Annotated in this window: 10 protein-coding genes and 1 pseudogene; 7 read left to right on the top strand and 4 right to left on the bottom strand. The window is 30.3% G+C overall.

Annotated elements, in window-relative coordinates:
- The 4 genes from AOQ87_RS01970 to clpP all read right to left on the bottom strand — a co-directional run.
- On the bottom strand, positions 1–1,359 hold a 1,359-nt coding region (locus AOQ87_RS01970), incomplete at its 3' end, for a SurA N-terminal domain-containing protein (protein WP_080626613.1).
- A gap of 132 nt (positions 1,360–1,491) precedes the next feature.
- The gene (gene lon, locus AOQ87_RS01965) at positions 1,492–3,840 is read right to left on the bottom strand and encodes an endopeptidase La (RefSeq protein WP_080626612.1); all 2,349 of its coding nucleotides are present in this window, start codon (positions 3,838–3,840) and stop codon (positions 1,492–1,494) included.
- A 115-nt stretch (positions 3,841–3,955) separates the two neighbouring features.
- Positions 3,956–5,221 (bottom strand): ATP-dependent Clp protease ATP-binding subunit ClpX, encoded by a 1,266-nt coding sequence (gene clpX, locus AOQ87_RS01960; protein WP_080626611.1) that lies wholly within the window; start codon positions 5,219–5,221, stop codon positions 3,956–3,958.
- A 63-nt stretch (positions 5,222–5,284) separates the two neighbouring features.
- Entirely contained in the window at positions 5,285–5,875 is a 591-nt protein-coding gene (gene clpP / locus AOQ87_RS01955) for an ATP-dependent Clp endopeptidase proteolytic subunit ClpP (RefSeq protein ID WP_039719735.1), read from the bottom strand.
- A 1,097-nt stretch (positions 5,876–6,972) separates the two neighbouring features.
- Between clpP and cyoA the strand changes: the two genes are divergently transcribed.
- From cyoA to dxs, 7 genes and pseudogenes are all read left to right on the top strand, one after another.
- The gene (gene cyoA, locus AOQ87_RS01950) at positions 6,973–7,821 is read left to right on the top strand and encodes a ubiquinol oxidase subunit II (RefSeq protein ID WP_039719734.1); all 849 of its coding nucleotides are present in this window, start codon (positions 6,973–6,975) and stop codon (positions 7,819–7,821) included.
- A gap of 116 nt (positions 7,822–7,937) precedes the next feature.
- A pseudogene (cyoB, locus tag AOQ87_RS01945) lies at positions 7,938–9,924 on the top strand (cytochrome o ubiquinol oxidase subunit I).
- 5 nt (positions 9,925–9,929) lie between these two features.
- Positions 9,930–10,547, top strand: coding sequence for a cytochrome c oxidase subunit 3 (locus AOQ87_RS01940; protein WP_080626610.1), 618 nt, complete (start codon positions 9,930–9,932; stop codon positions 10,545–10,547).
- 328 nt (positions 10,548–10,875) lie between these two features.
- Entirely contained in the window at positions 10,876–11,730 is an 855-nt protein-coding gene (locus AOQ87_RS01930) for a protoheme IX farnesyltransferase (RefSeq protein ID WP_080626609.1), read from the top strand.
- A gap of 130 nt (positions 11,731–11,860) precedes the next feature.
- Positions 11,861–13,186, top strand: a complete 1,326-nt coding sequence (locus AOQ87_RS01925) for an MFS transporter (RefSeq protein ID WP_080626608.1) — start codon at positions 11,861–11,863, stop codon at positions 13,184–13,186.
- 160 nt (positions 13,187–13,346) lie between these two features.
- The gene (locus AOQ87_RS01920) at positions 13,347–14,264 is read left to right on the top strand and encodes a polyprenyl synthetase family protein (RefSeq protein WP_080626607.1); all 918 of its coding nucleotides are present in this window, start codon (positions 13,347–13,349) and stop codon (positions 14,262–14,264) included.
- A 48-nt stretch (positions 14,265–14,312) separates the two neighbouring features.
- Positions 14,313–15,578, top strand: a 1,266-nt coding sequence (gene dxs / locus AOQ87_RS01915) for a 1-deoxy-D-xylulose-5-phosphate synthase (RefSeq protein WP_236858640.1), incomplete at its 3' end; no start/stop codon positions are given.

Raw genomic sequence — 15,578 nt, 5'->3', positions numbered from 1 at the left:
CTTACCTATTTCCACGATTCCGATCTTATTTCGATCGTTCTTAACGGAAATAGGTTGTATTTCATTAGAAAAAATGAATTTCTCTATTTTTTTGAAATTAATTTGTCTCGGTAAACTTCTGAATTCAAACCAATCGGTTTGATGTGCACTAATATGAAATTTTTTTTGTATGTTTGACAGCAAAGTGGTATCGTTCTTATCCGCTACTTCTAACAGAGATCTCTTGATTTCAGAAAAAATTTTCGAAGATTTATCTTTTGAAATGATATCCTTTATTTCTGATCTAGATTCTGAAAACGTTTTATAATATTTTTCAGAAGAACGATCTAACCGAAATATCAGATATTTCTCTTCAAATCTAATGATTTTTGAAATCTGACCTACTCTGATTAAATTTGCAGGAATGATGGTTTTCGATAGAGATTTTTTATCTATCCACCCGATAGAACCATCTTTTTTTGAACTTAAAACATGTGTGGAAAAGTCTTTTGCTAAATCTTGAAAAGAATGTCCTAAATTTAATTTATCTAAAATTAGTTCTGCATCTTTCATGCTATCTGTTTGAATCATGCTGTAATAGTTTCTTTCAGGTAAAACGAACATTTCCCTGTTGTTTTGATAAAAATCAAATATTTCTTCCTCTTTCAAATCTAGATCTATTCGATCGTTCACATCTAATTTTATGTAACGTACCTTGGCCATCTTAGGAAATAGAAATTGTTCTTGATGATTTCGATAATAATTCTTCATCTCTTCTTCTTGAACGTTTTGTAATTTTTGATATTTGAGAATCGGTAAAGTTAAGATCTGTATTCTTCTTTTTTGAAAAAGGAACTTGGCATATTCGAAAGATTCGGAAGGTAAACAGAACTCATCAAATAGATATGCTTGTATAATTTTTTTGATGAAAAGATTTTTTTTGATTTCTTTCGAAAAATCTTTTCCTAGGATATTATTTTTTGATAAAAAATCTTTGTATTTTTCACGATCAAATATTCCATTTTTTTGAAAAATTGGAAAATGAAGTATTTCTTCCATAATTTGATCTTCTCCAATTTTTATTCCTAATTTTTTTGAATACTGATACAGTAATATTTCTTGAATTAACTTATTTAAAACTTGTTCTCGTATGAGAGCTTCTAAATCTTTATCGTATTTATTCCAAGAAAATTCTTGATTCATATCCTTTGAGAGAAGATATTTTTCTCTTTGCACGGCCTTTTTAAACTGATCTTTGTAGATTAATTCTTCATTAACTTTTATGACATATTTATCAAAATAATCGCTGTTAAAAAAATAGCTACTGATTCCTGTGAACAATAGTGATAGAATGATTAAAGAGGATATTATTTTATTCATATAACATCAAACTAAGACGAACGTCATATCACCGTTTAAAGTCCTTATAATAGAGAGACAATTTTGGATTGATTTTTAAAATTTACGGCTAAAAATTTTTGAAGCAACGTATTGATTATATAATCGAGTAGTTTAATTATTGATAAACTTACTATTCATCGGATATTGAAAGACAACGGAAAAAACTTCCTTCATGTTTTTTACTGTATGAATTTTTAAAGAATCAATTATATTTTTCGGTAGTTCTTGCAACGTATGACGATTATTGTTCGGAATAATTACAGTTTTTATTCCTCCTCTTTGAGCTGCCAAAAGTTTTTCTTTTAAACCTCCGATAGGAAGTATCATTCCCTCTAAAGTGATTTCTCCAGTCATAGCTACATCAAACCGAACAGGGTTGCTCGTAAGGCAGGAAACTAAAGCAGTACATATGGCTATTCCAGCGCTAGGTCCATCTTTTGGAGTTGCTCCATCTGGAACATGGACATGTATATCCTTTTTTTCATAAAAGTTGGGTTCGATATTCAATTGTTCGGATTTTGAACGAATGAACATAAGCGATGTTTGAATAGATTCCTTCATAATCTCTCCTAAAGATCCCGTATAAGTTAATTTCCCTTTTCCATGAACGCAAACCGTTTCGATTGTTAAAAGATCTCCACCGGATTCCATCCAAGCTAAACCTGTCACTTGACCAATCTTATTACTATCTCTTACTTTTCCATAATCAAGTTTTCGAAATCCCAAATATTCCTTTAAATTATCTTTGTCAACGTTGATCTTACTAATGGAACAATTACTTGTTATAATTTTTACAGTTTTTCTGCATATCTTTGAGATCTCTCTCTCAAGATTCCTTACTCCAGCTTCTCTGGTATAATAACGGATGATCTCTTCAAACGCATTATCATGTATGAACAATTCTCCATCTCTCAAAGCGTTTCTTTTAAATTGTTTTGGAAACAAATGGTTCTTTGCAATTTTCTTTTTCTCTTCCTCGGTATAACCGGATATTCTTATGATTTCCATCCTATCTAATAAAGCTGTAGGAATGCGGGTTGTATTAGATGTAGCGATGAACATTACATCAGATAGGTCATAATCGATCTCTAAATAGTGATCGTTAAATGCGATATTTTGTTCTGGATCGAGAACCTCTAACAAAGCTGAAGCAGGATCTCCCCTCGCTTCATAAGAAATTTTATCTATTTCATCGAAAAGAAATAAAGGATTCTTGACTCCAATTTTGGTCATCTTCTGTATTATCTTGCCAGGCATTGATCCAATATACGTTCTTCTATGTCCTCTTATTTCCGCTTCATCACGAACTCCACCAAGAGACATCCTTATATATCTTCTCCCTGTGGCCTTCGCAATAGATTTTCCTAAAGATGTTTTTCCTACTCCTGGAGGTCCTACTAAGCATAAAATCGGTCCTTTGATCTTATTAGTCCTAATATGCACTGCCAAATATTCTAAGATATGTTCTTTAACTTTTTCCAATCCATCATGATCTCTATCCAATATCATTTTTGCTTGAGTTAAATTTTTTTTAATTCTACTTTTTTTTCTCCATGGAACATTAACTATCCAATCAACATAACTTCTTAAAACAGTAGCTTCTGCCGATATAGGAGACATCATTTTCAACTTTTGCAGTTCTGATTCAACCTTTCTTTTAACTTCTCTCGGCATCTTCGCTAGTTCGATTTTTTTCTTAAACACTTCAAATTCATCAGGGACGTTTTCAATCTCTCCTAACTCCTTTTGAATTGCTTTTATTTGTTCGTTCAGGTAGTATTCTCGTTGGCTTTTTTCCATCTGCTTCTTAACCCTATCACGAATCTTTTTTTCAATTCTGAGAAAATTGATTTCTGATTCCATCATAACCATCAAACATTCTAATCTTTTCGAAATATCTGAAGTCTCTAAGATTCTTTGCTTATCTTTGACTTTTAAAGACATGTGTGAGGCTATGGTATCAGCCAACTTTTCTGATTTTTCAATAGATCGTAAAGATATCAATACCTCTGGAGAAATCCTTTTATTTAGTTTTATATAACTTTCAAACTGGTTAATCACTGTTCTATTGAGAACCTTTTGTTCTTCTTCGCTGATATCAGATTTATTGAAGTATTCCACATGAGCAACGAAGTAATCCTCTCTATCTTTTAGGTCAACAATCTTAACTCTTTCAATTCCCTCCACTAATACTTTTAATGTACCGTCTGACATTTTGAGCATTTGTAATATACAGGACATTGTTCCTATAGAGAAAAGATCAGTGATATTTGGATATTCTTTTGATGCCTCTTTTTGCGCAACTAGTACAACCTTTTTATTATCATTCATTGCAGCTTCTAAACATCGAATCGATTTTTCCCTTCCAACGAACAAAGGAATCACCATATTGGGATATACTACTACGTCTCTTAATGGTAATACTGGTATTTCAATTTTTTCTGAATTCTCAAGATTCATAAAGATTTCTCTTTTTAACTTGCTAGTGTTCTAGATCTAATGGCTGTTTTCCTATCATAGATCAATTTATAGAAATATCTGAAACAATTTGAAGATGTTTCTATACATAAAATTCTTACATACTATAGATTACTCGAGGTTTGGATCTCTCAGATATCGATTCTTTATCAACAATAACTTTTTTAATCTTCTTTTTTGTAGATGGTAATTCATACATAATATCAAGCAAGAGTTTTTCTAAAATGGATTTTAAACCTCTTGCCCCAGTTTTTTTTAATATTGCTTTTTTCGCAATTTCTTTAAGAGATTCTTCTTCGAATTCCAATTGTACGTTTTCCATTTCAAAAAGTTTTTGATACTGCTTAATTAAAGAATTTTTAGGTTCTTTTAAAATTTTGACCAACAATTCTTCGTTTTGTTCTTCTAAAATAGCAAATGTAGATAATCTTCCAACAAATTCTGGTATCATTCCAAATTTAATTAAGTCTTGAGGTTCTACTTTAGATAGAATGTTAGAGGATCTTGTTTTATGGTGATTATAATCAACCAATTTAGCGGAAAATCCTATTTTTGAACTCATATTGAGTCTTTTCGAAATAATTTGATCTAGTCCGAAAAATGTACCCGCGCATATAAAAAGGATGTTTGAAGTATCGACATGTAAAAACTCTTGTTGAGGATGTTTTCTTCCACCATGCGGTGGAACAGAGGAGATAGTTCCTTCTATTAATTTTAATAAAGATTGCTGTACCCCTTCCCCGGAAACGTCTCTAGTGATTGAAGGACTTTCAGATTTTCTGGAAATTTTATCGATTTCATCAATATATACTATTCCTGTCTGAGCTAATTCAACATTGTAATCACATCTCTGTAATAGTTTTTGAATTGTATTTTCTATATCTTCTCCAACGTAACCAGCTTCTGTTAATGTAGTTGCATCGGATATGGAAAGAGGAATATTTAAATAGTTCGCTAATGTTTTAGCTAACAAAGTTTTCCCACTTCCTGTGGGACCGATTAATAAAATGTTATTCTTCTCTATTTCTGTTGAATGAAAGCTTGTTTTTTTGGAATCGTTGTTGATTAATCTTTTGTAATGGTTGTAAATTGCTACTGAAAGAATTTTTTTGGAACAATCTTGTCCAATTACGTGATCATCCAGATATTCTTTGATAACGTTCGGTTTTATATCGAAATTATGAAGAAAATTTGGGACATATTTTTTATCGGTTTTTCGAATAATCTCTCCACACAAATTTATACATTTATCGCATATATATGCTGAATATCCAGAAATTAATTTAAAAACTTCATTTTGGTCCTTTCTACAAAAGGAACAAAAAAGTAAATTTTTGGAATCATTTTGATGTTTATCTTTCATAAATATTATTCAATTAACCCATTAACTTTTAAATATATAATAGTCGATTATTTTATATTCAATTCAGATAGAGCTTCTGTTAAAATATATCTTATCTACTATTCCGTAGTTAACAGCTTCTTCTGAAGACAAAAAGTAATCTCTTTCTGTATCCCTTTCTATTTGTTCAATTTTTCTTTTCGTATGTTTTGCCATCAACTTATTTATCTTAGATCTAATCTTTACAATTTCTCTAGTTTGAATTTCTATATCTGTCGTTTGTCCATGAAAACTTCCAATAGGTTGATGGATCATAATTCTTGAATTTGGTAAACAATACCTTTTACCTTTGGCACCAGAAGCTAATAAAAATGCACCCATAGAACAAGCTTGACCAATACATATTGTGCTAACTTTTGGATTTATAAACTGTATCGTGTCATAAATAGAAATCCCTGACGTGATGACACCTCCTGGTGAATTGATGTAAAGATAAATTTCTTTTGTGCGATCTTCTGATTCTAAAAATAGTAATTGAGAAATTATTAAGTTTGCCATGTTATCTTCAATATAACCTGTCAGAAAGATGATTCTTTCTTTAAGTAAACGAGAATATATATCGTAAGATCTTTCTCCCCAAAAAGTCTGTTCTACTACAGTAGGTATGATCGGCATGTTTCTGTTCCTGTTAAGGGATGATTAAAATTTTATAATTTTTGAAATTTGAAATATAGATCCTAATGGTCGATTTGTAATTCTAGAGTAGCTCCCTAGATATGTAAAAATATACTACAGATCAATTTTAAACTTTTTCATTTTATCTAACAAATATTAGAATTTTCTTGTCTAAATCAAATATTTTCATGTCTTCGATCGTGAAAATCTTATCAAATAGGTATGTTAACTTTTTCTTTCATTAGCTTTATGTAGTTTTTATTGAACTCATAGTCAGGTATAAGATTGTGTTTCGATTTGTTATATTGAGTTCTATCTTCCTCAAAACTGCGTTGTATTATTTATAAACCCCATGAAAGTGAGGTTACGATACATAATTGCAACACTGTAACAAATTATTAATCGATAAAAAATTTAGATTTAATTACATAATTGTACTTTGGCGATAAGATGTAGGAGAATGTTGTACCTCACTGGAAACATAGAATATATTTATGTTTCTACGTTCTTTTACGAATCTATATACTTCTCAGTAAATTTAGAATAGACAAACTACGATCGATACCAAAAAGTCAAACATTTTTCACATTTTTCATAACGAATTTTGCTATCTACAAAATTTGTTGAGCTATATATTGTGATCGATAAAATATTTTACAATTGGTTCAATTTAAATAGATCTCTCACGTTGGTTTCATAATCGATTATAATCTATTAACAGATACTAACATAAAAATCTATATCATTTATAAAATATCTTCCCCATCTTTCTCAATTAATCTTTTGAAAAACCTAATTTGATGAATGAAACTGTTATATAAAAAATAGGAAAAGAATTTAAAAATATTCCGTTTTTATAAGATATAAGGGAACTGCAACAGGTGAAGAATTTTCATGACACATGAGTTTTTTAATTTAAAATGGTAGCGGATTTAATTTATCTTAGTTCTATCCATTAATGACTTTGTGAGATAAAAATTTCGTAAAATTTTAAGCTTATGTTAGATTTGACTGCGCTTAATATATTAATATACGATACCTAAGAACATAAGATACGGTTGAAAGCAATAACTTATTTATCAGGAATATAATACGCTATGAAAAACTCTAATTTTAAAAACAAGAAATCATTCTTATTTTTCATAACTTTGATTTCTACTATTTTTCTATCTGGTTGTAGCAGTACAATCATGCATCCGAAAGGAAAAATTTGTGAGGAACAAAAAATAATAATATTATCTTCCATAATTTTGATGTCCGTAGTAGTTATTCCTGTTATATTTATGACGATTTTTTTTTCAATTAAATATCGTGAAAACAATAAACATTCTATCTACCTTCCAAATTGGTCATTTTCTAAAAGAATAGAATTATTTTGTTGGATTTTTCCTATATTTATTGTTCTAATATTAAGTATTCTAGCTTGGAAAACAACCCATCAGTTGGATCCTTATAAAAAGATCGATAGTCTTGAAAAAAAAATAGTAATTCAAGCTATATCAACTGACTGGAGATGGATTTTTATTTATCCTGAACATAAAATAGCTACAATTAATGAAATTCATATTCCAGCACACGTTCCAATTGAGTTTAATTTAACTTCCCACTCAGTGATGAACTCCTTTTTTATTCCATCTTTAGGAGGACAAATTTATGCAATGAATGGTATGAGAACAAAAATTAATCTGATATCAGACAGCGTAGGTATAACTGAAGGTTTTTCATCTAGCTATAGTGGGTCAGGGTTTTCAGATATGAAATTTAAGGTTGTTATTGACAGTAGATCAGACTTTGACAGATGGGTTAACATAGTTCAAAAGTCAAAAAAACAAATGAAAAGTTTTAGAGATTTTCAAGAAGTTTCTCTTCCAAGTACCAAAGAACCAATCATATACTTTTCAGAGGTATCTCCGAAATTGTATGACCAGATAGTTTCTCGTAATTGACTTTTAATTAATAAATTGATAAGAAATTTTATCATATTGTCGGATTAGTGTTTCAAGAACAATACAGTTTTATTTGAGATGTAGATTTATAAGAACGTAATATTGAGGAATAGTATATGTTTGGCAAACTTACTCTGAAAGCGATTCCAATACATGAACCAATCATATTCATGACAATGATGCTTACATTTTTGATTGTTTTAGTTGTTCTTTCATCAATCACTTATCTGAAGAAATGGGGATCATTATGGAGAAATTGGATTACGAGTTTGGATCATAAGAAAATCGGAATCATGTATATTTTTGTCTCCATGGTAATGTTGTTCCGCGGATTTACAGACGCAATGATGATGAGAACTCAACAAGTTCTTGCATCTACAGATTTATTTGGAGGGAATGGATTTCTTACACCTGATCATTACAATCAAATCTTCACAGCTCATGGAGTAATCATGATATTTTTCATGGCGATGCCACTGATTATAGGGTTGATGAACATTATTGTACCATTACAAATTGGATCCAGAGATGTTGCATTTCCTCGCATGAATTCCATTAGTTTTTGGATTTTCTTATCTAGCGTGTTATTAATGAATCTGTCTTTGTTTGTTGGAGAGTTTGCTAAAACAGGGTGGCTAGCTTATCCACCCTTATCTGAAATGGAATATAGTCCTGACGTTGGAGTAGATTATTGGATATGGAGTTTACAAATAGCTGGTGTTAGCACCACATTAAATGGAATTAACTTGATTACAACGATCTTTAAAATGAGAGCACAAGGAATGTCAATGATGAAAATGCCAGTTTTTATATGGACTGTTCTCTGTTCAAATATATTAATTATTGCTTCTTTTCCTATCTTGACCTCTACGATTGCATTGTTGTCTGTAGATAGATATTTAGGTGGTCATTTCTTTACGAACGATGGTGGTGGAAACATGATGTTGTACATCAATCTAATTTGGGCATGGGGACATCCTGAGGTTTATATATTAGTGTTACCGGTGTTTGGAATTTTCTCTGAAGTGACATCTACATTTTGTAGAAAGAAGATATTTGGTTATCAATCATTAGTTTTAGCAACCGTTGTAATTACAGTGATGTCTTTTATGGTATGGTTGCATCATTTCTTCACAATGGGATCCGGAGCAACTGTAAACTCCGTTTTTGGAATTGCGACAATGATTATTGCTATTCCAACTGGATTAAAGATATTCAATTGGTTATTTACGATGTTCAGAGGAAAAATAGTTTTTCGAACTCCTATGTTATGGACCTTAGGATTTATAATCACCTTTACGATAGGAGGAGCCGCTGGAGTACTCTTATCTATTCCATCAGCAAACTTTTTTTTGCATAACAGTTTATTTTTGGTTGCTCATTTTCATAATGTCATTATAGGAGGAGTAGTATTTGGATGTTTTTCTGGTATTACATATTGGTTTCCAAAAATATTTGGATTTACCTTGAATGAAAAGATTGGAATTCTATCTTTTTTCTTATGGATAGTAGGTTTTTTACTAGCCTTCATTCCTTTATATTTCTTAGGGTTAGATGGAATGACGAGGAGATTGAGTCAACATATCAATCATAGGCATCATTTTCTGTTATCTATAGCTTATTTTGGTACCATCATCATAGCGATAGGTATTTTGTTTCAGGTTTTCCAAGTAATATATAGTATATTACATAAAGATAAGAATTTAGATTTTACCGGAGATCCTTGGAATGGAAGAACGTTAGAATGGTCTATTCGTTCTCCTGCTCCGATTTATAATTTCGCATATTTACCAAAAGTAAATAGTCGTGATGATTGGTGGGAAACAAAAAAAATTAAAAAAGAAGATCCGAAAGAGTAGAAAAAAATCTATCAATTATAAATCAATCTATCTTCCAGAAAGATCTTCTTCTGGAATAATGATCGGTCTTTTTTCTTTGATTTTCGGATTCTCCATGGTTTGGCGCATATGGTGGATGGCAGCACTTGGAATATTGTTTATAGTAATTTTTTCAATCCGTTCTTTTTTAGAGAAAGAAAAGGTAATTCGTATTGATTCTAAAATTATCCGAAAAATGGAAGAAAAAATATTTTATATAAAATAAGAGAGATGGTTAGATATAACATAGGAGGAAGAGTGTCATCACATGATCAATTCATATCAGAGAAAAATGATAGAACTATCTTTGGATTTTGGATATACTTGATGAGTGATATATTGTTATTTGTTTCATTCATATTGGTGTACTTTGTTTTTTTTGAAAGATCCACATACTTATTAGATTTAAAGAAACATATAGATTTAAACGTAGTATTTTTGGAAACCGTTTTGTTGCTGATCAGCAACTTAATATTTCAATTTTCTCAAACTTCCATTGTTGTAAAAAAGAACAGAAAGTTCTTTATGAAAGTTTTGTCTCTTTCGTTAATTTTTGGAACGATGTTTTTTTTAATAGAGATATGTAAAATCTTTAGTTTATTACAATTGGGTTTTTCACCAAAAAAAAATGCTATATTTTCTGCCTTCTTCGTTGTAATTGGTATTCATAATCTACATATTTTCTTCGGGTTAATCTGGACTATCGTTTTAGGAATAAGAGTTTCATTGCACAACTTAAATGAAAAAAACTTAATATCATTAAAATGTTTGGGAGAATTTTGGAATTTCTTAGATATTGTGTGGTTTTTAATAGTTACTGCTGTTTATCTTCTCGTTGAGACCTTATAAGATAAACTTTTTAAAAAATAATTTAAAGAGATGAATCAACTAAAAAAATTTTTATCTTATTCTTTTACATGTTTTTTAGTAACAACAACTCCGTTTTTCTTTATGTTGTTTTCAACAAAAACGACACGATGTTTGGTGATAATAGTATCTGTTTTAGCTCTAGTAATTAGAACCATATTTCATTTTTCATTTTTTTCAGATTCATATTTTTCTAAGGAAAAGATATACAAGATATCCTTCTTAGTGTTTGTCATGACGATCGCTTTGATATTTTTTTCAGGATCTCTTTGGATAATGTATCACTTAAAGATCAACATGTTAAATTGATATGAAAAAATATTTAGAAGTGATTAGACCGAAGGTTATGATTGGAAACTTAATATCTTCTGCCACTGGGTTATTGATAGTAGATAATAATCCGTTTGATACTTTTCGTAGCTTCTGTGTCATATTAAGCATTTTTTTTATGATCTCCTCTTGTTTTATTTTAAATAACTTTATGGATAGAAGAGTTGATGGAATGATGAATAGAACAAGAGATAGAATTCTAACCAAATACGATTTGGTACAGTGTGTTTACTTCTTGTTATCTTCATTTTTTTTATTATTTTTTGGTTTAGTCATCTTAAGCAGTGTATCTAACTTTCTTTCAATATGTGTCGCAGTTTTTGGTATATCAACTTATTTTTTGTATACTGTACTGAAGAAAAAGACTCACTACAGCATATTTTTGGGAAGTTTATCAGGATCAACACCTCCTATCATATCTTACTGTTCCGTTGTAAATCGAATAGATTTGAAATCAATTATCGTTTATTTTATCTTATTTTTTTGGCAAATTCCGCATTTTTATTCCATATCTTTATTGTTTCTACGGGATTATCTGAAAGCGAAAATTCCAATTTTACCGACCAAAATAGGATTATTTAATACAAAAGTACATATCTTAATATATGTTTTGATATTTTCGATAGTTTGTACCGTACCATTCTTTTTTAGATATGTAGGATTTAATTATTTGGTAGCTATTACAACTATGAACTTATCTTGGATGTTGATGATAATAAACAGTATGATTGGTAACACTCACAATAGTTTAAAAAGATGGTCTAAAAAGAGTCTTGTATTTTCCATACTATCGATCAACTTATTCGATCTCATGTTGATTATTGATAAAATCTAAAATTGACTGATAAGAATTATTTCAAATATATAATGAAATTACAGTTTTAAATCTTATACATTTTATCTTTAAGAGATTCAAAAAAATGAAAATCATCTGCGGTATAAATTTATCGTAAGATCAAAAGTATATGAAAGAAAAAATATCCAAAAAAGAATTTAAAATAGTTTTTAGTTTGGGATCCGTCTTTACTCTTCGAACGTTTAGCACATTCATGACTCTTCCAGTAATAGTAAGTTATGGTGGTAATCTAAAAGATTCTACCGGTTTTCTTTTAGGGTTAGCGATCGGTATATATGGTTTGACACAAGCAGTATTTCAAATACCGATTGGAATGATATCAGATCGTTTTGGAAGAAAAAAATTGATTATGGTGGGTTTGTTTATTTTTATCACTGGAAGTGTTGTATCAGCGTTTTCTAAATCGATATGGGGATTGATTATCGGTAGAGCTTTACAAGGATCTGGAGCGATTTCTTCAGCAATGATAGCGAACATATCTGATTCAATCAGAGAAAGAAACAGAATAAAAATGAAGGTTACTATTGGAATAAACTTTTTCTTCATTTTCATATTAGCGATCATATTTAGTCCTATAATCACTTACTTTGTAGGATTACGTGGTCTTTTTTTTATTTCTAGCATTTTTGCGATAATGTCAATGTTGATCGTTGTTTTCTTTATCCCTGATCAGAAATTACTTACAGAATTGAAATCGCAAAATCAATTCTTTAAGATCAGTATGAAAAATATTATTAAAAATCATCGATTAATGAAGTTAAATTTCGGAATATGTTTTTTACATATCTTGCTGATATCTGATTTTACTGTTTTACCGTTAACGATATCAAGCAAAGGTTTTTTACCTATCGAAAAAAATTGGAAACTGTATTTAATAATTCTTTTTTTATCTTTCATGATCGCTTTGATAATATCGACGGCTTTAGAAAAAACTAAAAAGATAAAACAAGCTTTATTAGTTTGTACGATCTTATTTATTTTTTCTGAAATAATCTTTATGAGTTCATTTAGTAGGTTTTTTATATTTTCATTCGGTTTACAAATCTTTCTTATCGCTTTTAATATTATGGAAACCCTCATACAAACTTTAGCGAAAAAAGAATACTTTCTTCAACAAAAATACATAGCTATGGGTATGTATTATTCTTTTCAATGTTTTGGAATAATGATCGGAGGAATTTTGGGCGGATGGTTACTAGAATATCAAGGAATTCACTCAGTATTTATACTTTGTATCATAGTTTCTCTGATTTGGATTTTCATTGGTTTAAGTTTTTATTATCCAGAGGATGCGGAAATTTTAGATTTAAAAGTTAAAGAACTTAACAACAAGAGATATGATCTCAATTTAATGAAAGATAGGATCACATCGGAAGATGTAATACAAGAATTATTGTTAGATAAAAAAAATGAGAATTTACGGCAAAATCGATAAAAATATGACCAGCTGAAATCGTGTTAATTTTTTCTTAAACGAAACAACAGTATCGTGCTGTCGGTATTTTCAAAATTTTTTTGCAGTATACTATTTTTCAACGAATTTCAGTTTTCTCATGGAAGATGTTGTTTAACAATATAACAAAATCAAATGATAGATGTTCACTAAACTGACTTTTCACCAACAATTCGATCTGATTAAAAAGCAAGTAAATGATCTTCTAAAGAAACATATCCGATGTATCAAAGTAATTGATTCAGATCTAATCAACACCATTCAATATGTCGTTTTTGGAGGAAAAAGAATTAGATCCTTCTTTGTATATTCTATCGGAAATATGTTGGACGTTTCTCATAACCAAATGAGCAGAATAGCCGCTTCCGTTGAGTGCATACATGTATATTCTTTAATTCATGATGATTTACCATCCATGGACAATGACGATATTAGAAGAGGTGAGAAATCTTGTCACGTCGTGTTTGGAGAAGCCAACGCCATTTTAGCAGGAAATGCTTTACAATCTTTAGCATTCGAAATATTACTTGATTTGAATGGAAAAACTATCGATCATGAAAATCATTTACAAATCATTCGGGAATTAGCTATAGCAAGTGGAATAAATGGGATATGTATGGGACAATCTTTAGATATTTCAGAAAATAATGCAGGTAAAATGAATATTAAGGCATTAAATGCTATCTACTATTATAAGACTGTTTCTCTAATAAAGGCCGCCATTAGAATGAGCTTTTACGCTTCTCAATATCAGCATGAAAAAAATCTAATCCATATTTTAGATGATTTTTCAAAAAATGTAGGATTGCTGTTTCAATTATCCGATGATTTAATCGATCTTGAGAAAGATCAATCAAATCTTCAGAAAAGTAAAAAGATAACCTACCCAATTTTAGTTGGATTAAACGAATCAAAAGAATTTGGACATCGTTTATATAAAGAGGCAATGAGAAAGATTTATCTCGTTGAAGAAAGGTATGGTTTTAATGTTGATATGTTATACAATATAACCAAATTTATTTTTCAATGGAAAAACGAATTTCAATATAAATTAGAATAAAATTTTTGCGAAGTGAATAATTTAAACGTACAGTTTGACTTTTAAGAAATGAAAGATGAATCCGAATTCTACCCTATCTTATCGAAAATAGATAACCCTAAAGATCTTCGATCCTTATCAGAAAAAAAATTATCTAAATTATGCTTAGAAATAAGAGATTTCCTTCTGTACAGTGTGAGCAAATCAAGTGGACATCTCGCTTCTGGATTGGGGGTAATCGAACTAACCGTAGCCCTACATTATGTATATGATACACCATTTGATCGGTTGATATGGGATACAGGACATCAATCCTATCCGCATAAGATATTAACTGGAAGAAGGAAGAAAATGCATACCATTCGGAAGAAGGATGGCATACATCCATTTCCATGGAGAGAAGAAAGCCAATATGATGTACTTAGCGTTGGACATTCCTCCACATCCATTAGTGTCGGATTAGGTTTATCTATAGCTGCAAGAATGGAAGGAAAGAACAGAAAAACAGTATGTGTGATAGGAGATGGAGCAATAACGGCAGGAATCGCCTTCGAAGCTATTAATCACGTAGGATCTGTCAAAGAAGATTTGCTGATCATTTTAAATGATAACAAGATGTCCATTTCTAACAATATAGGAGCTCTTCATGAAACTTTATCGGAATACACCGAAAATTATCTCAAAAATAGATCTTTTAGAAGAGAAAAAGATTCATGGATTATGAGATCTTTAAATTCTATTCATCAAGGAGATCTTCCTAAAAAAGATCTATCGTATCAATCGAGAGATGTGAACGATTTTTTCCGATCATTGGGATTACAATATTTTGGTCCTACAGATGGGCATGATATTCGAAATCTAATTCAAACGATTAAATTTTTAAAGGTACGTGAAGGTCCTAAGTTATTACATGTGATAACGAAGAAGGGAAACGGATATTTTCCAGCTGAAAGAGATCCTATTTTCTGGCATTGTGTTCCACCATTCGATACAAAAGATGTATGTTCTTTTGAAAAGAGGAGAAAAAAAAAAACATTCTCTGACTTGTTCGGAAGATGGTTATGTAAGGAAGCTTCCATGGATCCTAAATTGATTGCAATCACTCCAGCCATGAAAAAAGAAGGATCTGGTATGAAAGAATTTTGCAAGATTTATCCGGGTCAATTTTTTGACGTTGCCATTTCAGAACAGCATGCGATCACTTTTGCAGCAGGACTTGCGATAGGTGGTCATCATCCTGTAGTTTCTATGTATTCTACTTTCTTGCAGAGAGCATACGATCAAGTAATTCACGATGTTGCAATGCAAAAACTTCCGATCCTATTTGCGATAGAT

Source organism: Candidatus Riesia pediculischaeffi (assembly GCF_002073895.1).
GTDB lineage: Bacteria > Pseudomonadota > Gammaproteobacteria > Enterobacterales > Enterobacteriaceae > Riesia > Riesia pediculischaeffi.
Note: the sequence above shows the minus strand (reverse complement) of the source record. Positions and strands in the feature narration are given on the sequence as shown.

What these genes read in the sequence shown, in the direction of transcription:
- lon (WP_080626612.1), bottom strand. Translation starts at nt 3,840, where the DNA reads ATGAATCTTGAGAATTCAGAAAAAATTGAAATACCAGTATTACCATTA.
- clpX (WP_080626611.1), bottom strand. Translation starts at nt 5,221, where the DNA reads ATGAAAGATAAACATCAAAATGATTCCAAAAATTTACTTTTTTGTTCC.
- clpP (WP_039719735.1), bottom strand. Translation starts at nt 5,875, where the DNA reads ATGCCGATCATACCTACTGTAGTAGAACAGACTTTTTGGGGAGAAAGA.
- cyoA (WP_039719734.1), top strand. Translation starts at nt 6,973, where the DNA reads ATGAAAAACTCTAATTTTAAAAACAAGAAATCATTCTTATTTTTCATA.
- AOQ87_RS01940 (WP_080626610.1), top strand. Translation starts at nt 9,930, where the DNA reads ATGGTTAGATATAACATAGGAGGAAGAGTGTCATCACATGATCAATTC.
- AOQ87_RS01930 (WP_080626609.1), top strand. Translation starts at nt 10,876, where the DNA reads ATGAAAAAATATTTAGAAGTGATTAGACCGAAGGTTATGATTGGAAAC.
- AOQ87_RS01925 (WP_080626608.1), top strand. Translation starts at nt 11,861, where the DNA reads ATGAAAGAAAAAATATCCAAAAAAGAATTTAAAATAGTTTTTAGTTTG.
- AOQ87_RS01920 (WP_080626607.1), top strand. Translation starts at nt 13,347, where the DNA reads ATGTTCACTAAACTGACTTTTCACCAACAATTCGATCTGATTAAAAAG.